At 72.9% G+C, this 9,920-nt stretch carries 10 protein-coding genes; 5 read left to right on the top strand and 5 right to left on the bottom strand.

The genetic code is table 11. From position 1 onward, the window contains the following. The coding region (locus ACFFJG_RS00555) for a DUF3099 domain-containing protein (RefSeq protein ID WP_378519430.1) at nucleotides 1-105 on the bottom strand (105 nt) is incomplete at its 3' end. 72 nt (nucleotides 106-177) lie between these two features. Between ACFFJG_RS00555 and ACFFJG_RS00550 the strand changes: the two genes are divergently transcribed. From ACFFJG_RS00550 to ACFFJG_RS00535, 4 genes are all read left to right on the top strand, one after another. After that, entirely contained in the window at nucleotides 178-390 is a 213-nt protein-coding gene (locus ACFFJG_RS00550) for a dodecin (protein ID WP_378516666.1), read from the top strand. A 91-nt stretch (nucleotides 391-481) separates the two neighbouring features. After that, a complete protein-coding gene (gene fabG, locus ACFFJG_RS00545; protein WP_378516665.1) occupies nucleotides 482-1,225 on the top strand; it encodes a 3-oxoacyl-[acyl-carrier-protein] reductase in 744 nt (247 codons plus the stop codon). 43 nt (nucleotides 1,226-1,268) lie between these two features. Continuing rightward, entirely contained in the window at nucleotides 1,269-2,039 is a 771-nt protein-coding gene (fabI, locus tag ACFFJG_RS00540; RefSeq protein ID WP_378516664.1) for an enoyl-ACP reductase FabI, read from the top strand. 31 nt (nucleotides 2,040-2,070) lie between these two features. Continuing rightward, nucleotides 2,071-3,780, top strand: a complete 1,710-nt coding sequence (locus ACFFJG_RS00535; RefSeq protein WP_378516663.1) for a Mur ligase family protein — start codon at nucleotides 2,071-2,073, stop codon at nucleotides 3,778-3,780. Here the strand turns inward: ACFFJG_RS00535 and ACFFJG_RS00530 are convergent. Continuing rightward, nucleotides 3,770-4,294 (bottom strand): winged helix-turn-helix transcriptional regulator, encoded by a 525-nt coding sequence (locus tag ACFFJG_RS00530; RefSeq protein ID WP_378516662.1) that lies wholly within the window; start codon nucleotides 4,292-4,294, stop codon nucleotides 3,770-3,772. The genes ACFFJG_RS00535 and ACFFJG_RS00530 overlap by 11 nt on opposite strands. 50 nt (nucleotides 4,295-4,344) lie before the next feature. On the opposite strand from ACFFJG_RS00530, the gene ACFFJG_RS00525 reads away from it, so the two are divergent. After that, a complete protein-coding gene (locus ACFFJG_RS00525) occupies nucleotides 4,345-5,739 on the top strand; it encodes an MFS transporter (protein ID WP_378516661.1) in 1,395 nt (464 codons plus the stop codon). A 25-nt stretch (nucleotides 5,740-5,764) separates the two neighbouring features. Here the strand turns inward: ACFFJG_RS00525 and ACFFJG_RS00520 are convergent, their stop codons facing one another. From ACFFJG_RS00520 to ACFFJG_RS00510, 3 genes are read right to left on the bottom strand one after another with little or no spacing between them, the layout of a single operon-like run. Beyond that, on the bottom strand, nucleotides 5,765-6,130 hold the full coding sequence (locus ACFFJG_RS00520) for a cupin domain-containing protein (RefSeq protein WP_378516660.1): 366 nt from the start codon (nucleotides 6,128-6,130) through the stop codon (nucleotides 5,765-5,767). Beyond that, entirely contained in the window at nucleotides 6,127-8,910 is a 2,784-nt protein-coding gene (gene cphA / locus ACFFJG_RS00515) for a cyanophycin synthetase (RefSeq protein WP_378516659.1), read from the bottom strand. The genes ACFFJG_RS00520 and cphA overlap by 4 nt, the downstream gene beginning before the upstream one ends. Further along, complete coding sequence (locus ACFFJG_RS00510) at nucleotides 8,907-9,893, bottom strand: cyanophycinase (protein ID WP_378516658.1); 987 nt, start codon at nucleotides 9,891-9,893, stop codon at nucleotides 8,907-8,909. Before ACFFJG_RS00510 ends, cphA begins: the two co-directional genes overlap by 4 nt. Nucleotides 9,894-9,920 lie beyond the last annotated feature (27 nt).

Below are 9,920 nucleotides of genomic sequence, written 5' to 3'. Positions count from 1 at the left end.
GGTGCGGATCGACATGGAGACCGCGTAGCGGACCTGACGCGACTTCATGTCCGCCGCAGCGCTGCTGCGGGCGGTGGTGATGCGTACGGCGTCGGTCTTGGCCATGCTCCGAGTCTACGTCGCTACCCTCAAGGATCCACGGGCCGCCGGAGCCCGCGAAGGACCCCAGGAGGAGCCATGACCAACCGCACCTACCGCGTCACCGAGATCGTCGGGACGTCACCCGAGGGAATCGACCAGGCCATCCGCAACGGCATCGAGCGGGCGGGCCAGACCCTGCGCCACATCGACTGGTTCGAGGTGACCCAGGTCCGCGGCCAGGCCAAGGACGGCGCCGTCGAGCACTTCCAGGTCGGCATGAAGGTCGGCTTCCGCCTCGAGGACGAGTGAGGCGCGGGCGAGGCACGGCGCGGGCTCGTGAGGTGTCCCGAGCAGCGGGGCTGTTTCGGCGTACCCCTCGGTAATCACTAGCGTCGTGGCCGTGACCGACAACTCGACCGCCACCACGACCGAGACGCCCGCCCCCCGCTCCGTGCTGGTCACGGGCGGCAACCGCGGCATCGGCCGCGCGATCGCCGAGGCGTTCGTCGCCCAGGGCGACCGGGTCGCCGTCACCACGCGCAACGGCGGTGCGCCCGAGGGCACGCTCGACGTGCGCTGCGACATCACCGACCCCGACGCCGTCGAGGCGGCGTTCGCGCAGGTCGAGCAGGCACACGGGCCGGTCGAGGTGCTGGTGGCCAACGCCGGCATCACCAAGGACACGCTGCTGCTCCGGATGAGCGAGGACGACTGGTCCTCGGTCATCGACACCAACCTCACCGGCACCTTCCGCCTGGCCAAGCGCGCCTCCAAGGGCATGCTGCGCCAGCGGAGCGGCCGGATCATCCTCATCTCCTCGGTCGTCGGCCTCCTCGGGTCGGCGGGGCAGGTCAACTACGCCGCGTCCAAGGCCGGCCTCGTGGGCCTCGCGCGGTCGCTGGCGCGCGAGCTCGGCAGCCGCTCGATCACCACCAACGTCGTCGCGCCCGGCTTCGTCGAGACCGACATGACCGGCGTGCTCAGCGACGAGCAGAAGGCCGCCATCAAGGCGCAGGTCCCCCTGCAGCGCTACGCCTCGCCCGACGAGGTCGCCTCGGCCGTCACCTGGCTGGCCTCCGACGGCGCGGCCTACGTCACCGGCGCGGTCATCCCGGTCGACGGCGGCCTGGGCATGGGTCACTGACCGCCCCCCACCTCCACAGAGCTCGAGAGAACAGGACAGGCACATGGGAATCCTCGACGGCAAGCGCATCCTCGTCGCCGGCGTGACGATGGACAGCTCGATCGGCTTCGCCACCGCGCGGGTCGCGCAGGAGCAGGGAGCGACGGTCCTGATCTCCAACTTCGGGCGCGCCCTGGGCATCACCAGGCGGATCGCCAAGCGGCTCCCGCAGGAGGCGCCGGTGCTCGAGCTCGACGTCACCGACCAGTCCCACCTCGACGGCCTCGCCGACCAGGTGCGCGAGCACGTCGACGGCCTTGACGGCGTGGTGCACTCCATCGCCTACGGCAACCCGGAGACGCTCCTCGGCGGCAAGTTCATGGACGGCCCGTGGGAGGACGTCGCCCAGGCCGTCCAGGTCTCGGCGTACTCGCTGAAGTCGCTGGCCGTGGCGACCCGCCCGCTGCTCTCGCGCGGCTCCTCGATCGTCGGCCTCACCTTCGACGCCACCACCGCGTGGCCGGCCTACGACTGGATGGGCGTGGCGAAGGCGGCGCTGGAGAACACCTCGCGCTACGTCGCCCGCGACCTGGGCGCCGACGGCATCCGCTGCAACCTGGTCTCCGCGGGTCCGCTGAAGACGCTGGCCGCGAAGGCGATCCCGGGCTTCGAGGACCTCGAGTCGGCGTGGAAGGACCGCGCGCCGCTCGGCTGGGACGAGTCCGACCACACCCCGACCGCGCAGGCCGTGTGCGCGCTGCTCAGCGACTTCTTCCCTGCCACGACCGGCGAGATCGTGCACGTCGACGGCGGCTTCCACGCCATGGGGCTGTAGCCACCGCGTCTGCTTTCGGTAGTTTCCACCGGTGACCTCACTCGTCGAGCTCCGGATCCTCGAAGGACCCAACCTCTACTTCCCGCGCGCCGCGGTGAAGCTCACCCTGGACGTCTCGACGATCACGGAGGCCAGCGACGAGGCGGTGCTGCGCTTCGCCCGTCGCATCGGCCTCCGCACGACGCGCCCCGGCGCGGCCGGGTCGGGGTTCCGGCAGCGGTTCGCGCTCCGGGCCGTCGAGCGCCTGGTCCGCGCGATCGCGGGGGAGGCCGGCACGAGGCGGCTGGCCGTCCGGGTGCGCCCGACCTCGGACCCCGACGTCCTGGTGGTGGCGTACCCGTGGCGACACCGCGGCCGCGCAAGGGCGCTCGGCGAGGCGGTTGCGCAGGCGCTCGACGCGCTGCCGACCCCCGACGTCGAGGCGGCCGTGAGCACGGCCGCCCAGCAGGTGGCGACGGCCGAGCCGGGGGAGCGGCCGACCACGATCACGCCGACCATCCCGGTGGTGGCGGTCACCGGCACCAACGGCAAGACCACGACGAGCCGGATGATCGCGCACGTCGCGCGCACCAGCGGCCTGGTCGTCGGGTGGTCCAACACCGACGGCGTCTACCGCGACGGGGTGCTGGTCGAGGCGGGCGACTACTCGGGACCGTCGGGCGCGGCGCGGGCGATGTCGCTCGACGGCGTCGAGCTCGCGGTGACCGAGACCGCCCGCGGTGGGATCCTGCTCAAGGGCATCGGCATCACCCGCAACGACGTCTCGGTCGTCACCAACGTCACCGCCGACCACCTCGGCCTCCAGGGCATCGACACCGTCGACCAGCTCGCCGAGGTGAAGTCGGTGGTGCCGAGGATCACGAGGAAGGACGGCTGGGCGGTCCTCAACGGCGACGACCCGCGGGTGCTGGCCATGCAGCAGGTCATCTCGGCGAAGCCGTGGATCTTCAGCCGCGACCCCGACTCCCCGGCGGTGCGGGAGGTCCTCGGGCACGGCGGCGGGCGCGCCACGACGGTGATCGACGGCTGGATCACGGTGCTCGCTCCCGGCGCGGACCCCGACCCGCTGGTCGAGCTGGTCGACGTTCCGATGACGCTGGCCGGGCTCTCCCGCTTCAACATCGAGAACGCACTGGCCGCGGCGTCGGCCTCCCTGGCCATCGGCCTGGCCCGCGCCGACGTGGTCGCCGGGCTCACGTCGTTCCGCCCCGACGCCGAGCACAACCCGGGGCGGATGAACTTCTTCTCGATGCCCCACGCCGCCGACGAGCAGGGCGTGTCGGTCGTGATGGACCTCGCGCACAACGAGGCGGGGCTGGAGGCGCTGCTGGAGGTCATGGCAGGCGTACGCCGCCCCGGCGCGCGCCTGCTGCTCGGCCTCGGCGCCGTGGGCGACCGCACGGACGAGCTCATCGACGCGCTGGGCGAGATCGGCGCGAAGGGCAGCGACGTGGTCGCGATCGGCCACAAGGCCCACTACCTGCGCGGCCGCATGATGAAGGAGATCGACGACCTCCTGCGCGCGGGCGCCGCTCGCGTCGGGGTCACCGACATCGACACCTACGAGACCGAGGTCGAGTGCCTCGCCGCGCTCGTCGAGGAGGCGCGGCCGGGCGACGTCGTCGGGCTGATGTGCCACGCCGAGCGGCAGCAGGCCTACGACTGGATCGCCGCCCACGGCGGCACGGCCGACAGCCCCGAGGTGCTGGCGCAGAAGGTGCGGGCGGCCCTCAACGGGTGACCAGCGGCTCGAGGAGCCGGTGCGGGACCCGCAGGGCACGCGAGACCGGGTCGTCGCGCAGCGACGGGTCGGCGCCGGTGCCGGGTCGGACCTCGACGTCGTGGGGGCGGGGCGCCGCGTCGCACGAGGTGCACCTGCCGTCGGCGCCGAGCACACCGCACTCGGCGTCCCCGACCAGGTGGTGGAACGTGCGCCGCGGGCGGCCCGGGCTGGTCCGCCGGTCGCCCCACCGGGCCAGCCCGTGCAGCACCGGCCACAGGTCGATCGCCTCGTCGGTGAGCTCGTAGCTCGCGTGGCCCTCGCCGACGCGCCTGAGCAGCCCCTCGGCGACCAGGGCGTCGAGCCGGGCCGCCAGCACGCCCTTCGACACGTCGAGGTGGGCCTGGAGGTCGGTGAAGCGGCGCACCCCGAAGAAGCAGTCGCGCAGGATCAGCAGCGTCCACCGCTCCCCGACGAGCTCGAGGGAGCGGGCGATGCCGCAGTCCTGCCGTGGATAGTCCGTGCCGAGCGCCATGGGTCGATGCTATCGTGCTTTGGTCTGTTCATCGAACCAAAGGAACGCCGGTGTCACCACGTCGCACGCTCGTGACCGCCTCGCTCGGCACGGTCGCCGTGCTCGTGGCCTTCACCGCCCCGCTCGCCAACTTCAACCAGACCGTCGCCGGGCTGGGTGCCGGGCACGGCGGTGCCACGTGGGTGCTGAGCTCGATGAGCATCGGGCTGGGTGCCTTGCTGCTCACCGCGGGCAGGCTCGCCGACGACTACGGCCGCCGGCGCTGGTTCGTCATCGGCGCCGTCGTCCTCGGGGTCGCCTCACTGCTCGGCGCCCTCTCGGGCGACGTGGCGACCTTCGCCGTCACGCGCGTCGTCGCCGGGGCCGGCGGCGCAGCCGTGGTCGCGGCCGGGCTGGGCATGATCGCAGCCGCCCACCCCGACCCGGTCGAGCGCGGCCGGGCCACCGGCACCTGGGGCGCGAGCGTGGGCGCCGGCATCGCGATCGGGCCGCTGCTCGGCAACTACCTGAGCGCGCTCCACTCGTGGCGTGACGTCTACGTCGTCATCGGCCTCGCCGGTCTCGCCCTGGCGGTCGCGGGCCGTGGGTGTCCCGAGTCCCGCACCGCGGTGCGGGCCAGGCCCGACGTCGCGGGGGTGCTGCTGATGGCGCTCGGCACCTCGGCGCTGCTTGCCGGTCTCACCGAGGGCCGAGCCGGGTGGGACCGGCCCGACACCCTCCTGCTCCTCGGCCTCGGCGCCCTGCTGCTGGTCGGCTTCGTCGTCGTGGAGGCCCGCAGCGAGGCCCCGATGCTCGACCTGGGCCTGTTCCGGCGCCCGGCCTTCCGCGCGGTCACCCTCGCCGGGCTCGCCACCGGTGCGGGCATCATCGCGCTGATGTCCTACGTCTCGGGCTTCGTCGGCGCGGCGCTCGGGATCTCTGCGACGACCGCCGCGTGGTTGATGCTCGCCTGGTCGCTGCCCAGCGTCGTCACCGCCGTCCTGGCGCGCCGACTGCCCCCGGCCTGGAGCGGCAGGGCGCGGATGTCGGTCGCGCTCGCCCTCGTCGCCGTCGGGCAGCTCATGGTGCTCGGGGTCGGCACGGGGAGCGGTCCGGCGCGGTTCCTGCCCGGGTTGCTCCTCGCTGGCGTCGCGACCGGCGTCCTCAACGCGGCGATGGGTCGCGAGAGCGTCGCCAGCGTTCCGCCGGGCCAGGCCGGGCTGGGGAGTGGTGCCAACAACACCGCCCGCTACCTCGGCTCCGCCCTCGGCGTGACCGTCGTGTCGGTCGTCGCCGCACCTGCCGGGGCCGTCACCGCCCAGGGCCTGGTGGACGGCTGGCACCGCGCGGTGGCCGTCACGGCAGTGGTCTCCCTGGTCGGCGCCGTCGGCGTCGCGCTCCTCGGCGAGCGCACGCCGGCAGCAGCGCCCGCCGACCCGCTCGGGGTCGGGCCGGGTCGGTCCTGACGGTCAGGCGCGGGCGGCAGGGTCCCTAGACGTCACCCGGGTCGACCTGCTCGCCGGGGGCGCCGATGTCGAGGTCGCCCTCGACGATCATCGCCGTCATGCCGCCGGGCGACCGGGTCTCGTGCGGCTCGCCCGGCTCCCAGACGGCCGCCTCGCCGGGACCGAGGCGGCGCACCACGCCCTCGGCACCGGCGACCTCCGCCTCGCCGGACAGCACCACCAGCAGCTGCCGTCCGACCGCGGGGTGGCGGCCGATGGTGCCGCCGGGCTGGAGCGCGACGGCCACGAGGTGCGTGTCGGCGCCGAGGCCGAACGCACCGACGGAGAACCCGCGGCTGCCGTGCGCCTCGATCGGGCGGTGCGGCAGCGCGGCCAGGTCGAGGACCTTCACCCCGCGGTCTCCTCGGCGGTCGGCGGGCTGAAGTCGGGGTCGGCGGCGGGTGCCTCCGACGACGCGCCGGCACCGGCGTAGGCCTGCTCCGACCAGTTCTCCAGCTCGCTCATCACCTCGGCGTGCTTGTCGACGCAGACCACGACGAGGTCACCGCGGTTGGCCCGGCTCATCGCGTGGCGGACCGCCTCGATCTCCTCGAGCACCAGCTCGGCCTGCTTGCAGCGCGCGCCCTCGTCCATCGCCTGGCGCACGCCCTGGAGCACCAGCTCCGCGGTCGCGCCGCGCTCGCGCCCGCGCAGCGCCACGTCCTCGCGGACGATGCAGACGTCGAAGTGCTGGGCGGCCACGTGACCGAGGTCGACCATGTCCTGGTCGCGGCGGTCGCCGGCGGTGGCGATGATGCCGATCCGCGACGGCCGGGCGAGGTCGTGCGAGGACTCCAGCGAGTCGCCGACCCGGTCCACGAAGTCTCCGAGCATCTTCATGCCGGGTGCGTTGTGGCAGTAGTCGACGATCACGTTGACGCCGTTGACCTCGACCTCGTTGAGGCGTCCGGGGGAGAGGTAGTAGTTGGTCGAGAACGTCCGCAGGCCCTGCCGGATGTCGTGCAGGGGGGCGCCGGCCGCGAAGGCGGCCGCAGCGGCGGCCAGGGAGTTCTGCACGTTCATCCGGGCGCGGCCGTTGAAGGTGGCGGGCAGCAGGTGGGTCCAGGCGAGCTGCATCTCGCGACGGCCGTGCTGCACGACCATCATCTCGCCGCGCTCGGTCGGGTTGAGCACGATCGCCTTGCCGCCGCGACGGCAGTGGGCGTCGATCATCTCGCGCACCTCGCTCCCGGGCTCCTCCATGGAGAACCACACGACCTGGCCCGAGCACTTGCGGCGCATCTCGCGCACGAGCGGGTCGTCGGCGTTGAGCACGGCGTGGCCGTCGCGCGGCACGGCCTCGACGATCACGGCCTTGACGTCGGCGAGCTGCTCGACGGTGTCGATGCCGCGCATCCCGAGGTGGTCGGGCTGGACGTTGAGCACGACGGCGACGTCGTTGCGCTCGTAGCCCAGGCCCTCGCGCAGGATGCCGCCGCGCGCGACCTCGAAGACGGCGAAGTCGACGCGCGGGTTCTGCAGCACCATCCGGGCCGAGCGCGGACCGGACGCGTCGGCGCGGATGACCAGGCGCTCGTCGATGACCACGCCGTCGGTCGAGGTCATGCCGACCTTGCGGCCCATGCCCTTGAAGATGTGGCTGATCATGCGGCTGGTGGTCGTCTTGCCGTTGGTGCCGGTGACCGCGACGATCGGGATCCGCGAGGGGGCGCCCGGCGGGAAGAGCATGTCGACGACCGGCTTGGCGATGAACTGGGGCTCGCCGATCGTGGGGTGGGTGTGCATCCGGAAGCCGGGCGCGGCGTTGACCTCGCAGATCGCCCCGCCGGCCTCGCGCACCGGCTCGGTGATGTCGGGGCAGATGAAGTCGATGCCGGCGATGTCGAGCCCGACCATGCGGGCGGCTTCCTCGGCGATCTCGACGTTCTCCGGGTGCGCCTCGAAGGTGCGGTCGATGGAGATGCCTCCGGTCGACATGTTGCCGGTGAGCGCCAGCTTCACCATCTCGCCCTCGGCGGGGACCGAGGTCAGGCTGTGGCCCTGCTCGGCCAGGACCTCGAGCGCGGCCTCGTCGACCTTGATCCGGGTCAACACCTTCTCGTGGCCCACACCGCGGCGCGGGTCGGCGTTCGTGAGCTCGACGAGCTGCTCGACCGTCGACGTGCCGTCACCGGTCACCGAGGCCGGCACGCGCTCGGCGATCGCGACCATCCGGCCGTCGATGATGAGGCAGCGGTAGTCCTTGCCGGTCACGAACGACTCGACGATGACGTTGCCGCGCCGCGACTGGCCGTGCGCGACCGGGAACGCGGCGCGTACGTCGGCCTCGTCCTGCAGGTCGAGGCACACCCCGCGGCCGTGGTTGCCGTCGAGCGGCTTGAGCACGACGGGGTAGCCGATCCGGCGGGCGGCGGCGACCGCCTGCTCCTCGGTGCGCACCGACTCCTGCTTGGGCACCGGCAGGCCGGCCGCGGCGAGCAGCGTGGTGGTGAGGTCCTTGTCGGAGGCGATGTCGACGGCGATCGACGACGTCTCGGACGTCATCGTGGCGCGGATCCGCTTGGCGTGGACGCCCTGGCCGAGCTGCACCAGCGAGTACTGGTTGAGCCGGATCCACGGGATGTCGCGCGAGACGGCCTCGTCGACGATGGCCTGGGTCGAGGGGCCGAAGGCGGTCCGCTCGGCGCGCCGGATGAAGTCGTCGCGCTCGGCCTCCCAGTCGAACTCCGGGTCGCCCTCGACGAGGTGGTTGACCAGTCGGACCGCGAGGCGGCCCGCGCTGAGCCCGACGTTCTCGTCGATGTAGCCGTAGATGATGTTGTAGCGGCCGGCGACCCCCTTGACCTGGCGGGTCTTGCCGCGACGGATGTCGTGGCCGACGAGCTGCTGGAGCGCCAGCGCGACGTGCTCGGCGACGTGGCCGAGCCAGGTGCCCTCCTTGAGCCGCTCGAGGAAGCCGCCTCGGCGACCGCGCGAGCAGGAGTGCTCGCGCAGCCCGGGCAGCATCGCGACCAGGTCGTCGGTGAAGCCGGGCAGGGTGTTGGTCGGGAACTGCTCGAGCGAGCCGAGGTCCACGACGAGGTGGATCGACTTGTCGTAGGACCAGACGTTGGCCCCGCGGTAGACGCGGGTCTCGACGATCTCCAGGTCCGGCGTCGGTCGCTCGCTCATGCTTCTTCTCCCTGGGGGGTGGGGGTGTCGTCGGACGGGCGGGTCGGTGGGCGGCGCAGCTTGAGCCGCCGGCGGATCGCGGCCGGGGCGGCGTCGGCGGCGGCGATGTCGCGGGCGAGCTGGCGCAGGTCCCGGCTGGCCTCGGCCAGCTCGACGGCGTCGTCGGGGTCGACGTCGGTCTGCTGGGGCACGAGCTGGCGCGTGGTGAGGTTGAAGACGCTTCCCTCCGGCATCACGTGGAAGACCACGCCGCTGGCCAGCAGCGGGGAGGAGCGCTTGGCCTCGTGGGCGTTGGACACCATCCGGGCGCCGTCGAAGACCGTCACCGCGCCCTTGCCGAGGACCCTCATCACGGCGTCGCCGTCGACGTCCTCCACCAGGCCGCAGGTGTCCTCGTCGACGCCGATCCCCAGCAGCTGGGGGCTCTGCGCCACGATCATCAGCAACCTGCCGTAGCGGTTGCGCTGGTCGAAGTGCTGGTCGATCACCGTCGTCGGCACCAGCCCGAGCCCGGCGGCGACCTGGGTCATCCGCTGCTTCGGCGTGGAGCCACCGACGCCGAAGGCCACCATGTGCGACGACTGGATGCTCGCGCCCGCCGAGGTGCCCGCGACGACCGCTCCGCGCTCGTGGGCGCGCAGGATCGCCTCGCCGACCGGCGTGCCGCCGACGACCGCGGACAGCTTGAGCTGGTTGCCGCCGGTCATGAAGACGCCGGTCGCCTCGTCGAGCGCCTTGACCAGCGCGGGGTCGTGGGCCTCGTCGCGGGTCTCGGGACGTACGGCGTCGACGCGGGCCGCCCCGAACTTCGTGAACAGCGCGTCGTAGACGTCGACGACCTCGCGCCCGAGCGACGAGGCGGTCGGGATGACCGCGATGCGCGCGTCCCGTCCACCGCTGAGGGCGACGAAGTGCTTGAGGATCGTCGGCTTGCGCACCTTGTCCTCGGCGCCACCGATGATCATGAGCGGTCCCCTGGGCATGACAGGCAGGCTAGCGGCTGGGAGGCT

Origin of the sequence: Nocardioides zeicaulis (assembly GCF_042432345.1) — a bacterium.
GTDB classification, from domain to species: domain Bacteria; phylum Actinomycetota; class Actinomycetes; order Propionibacteriales; family Nocardioidaceae; genus Nocardioides; species Nocardioides zeicaulis.
Note: the sequence above shows the minus strand (reverse complement) of the source record. Positions and strands in the feature narration are given on the sequence as shown.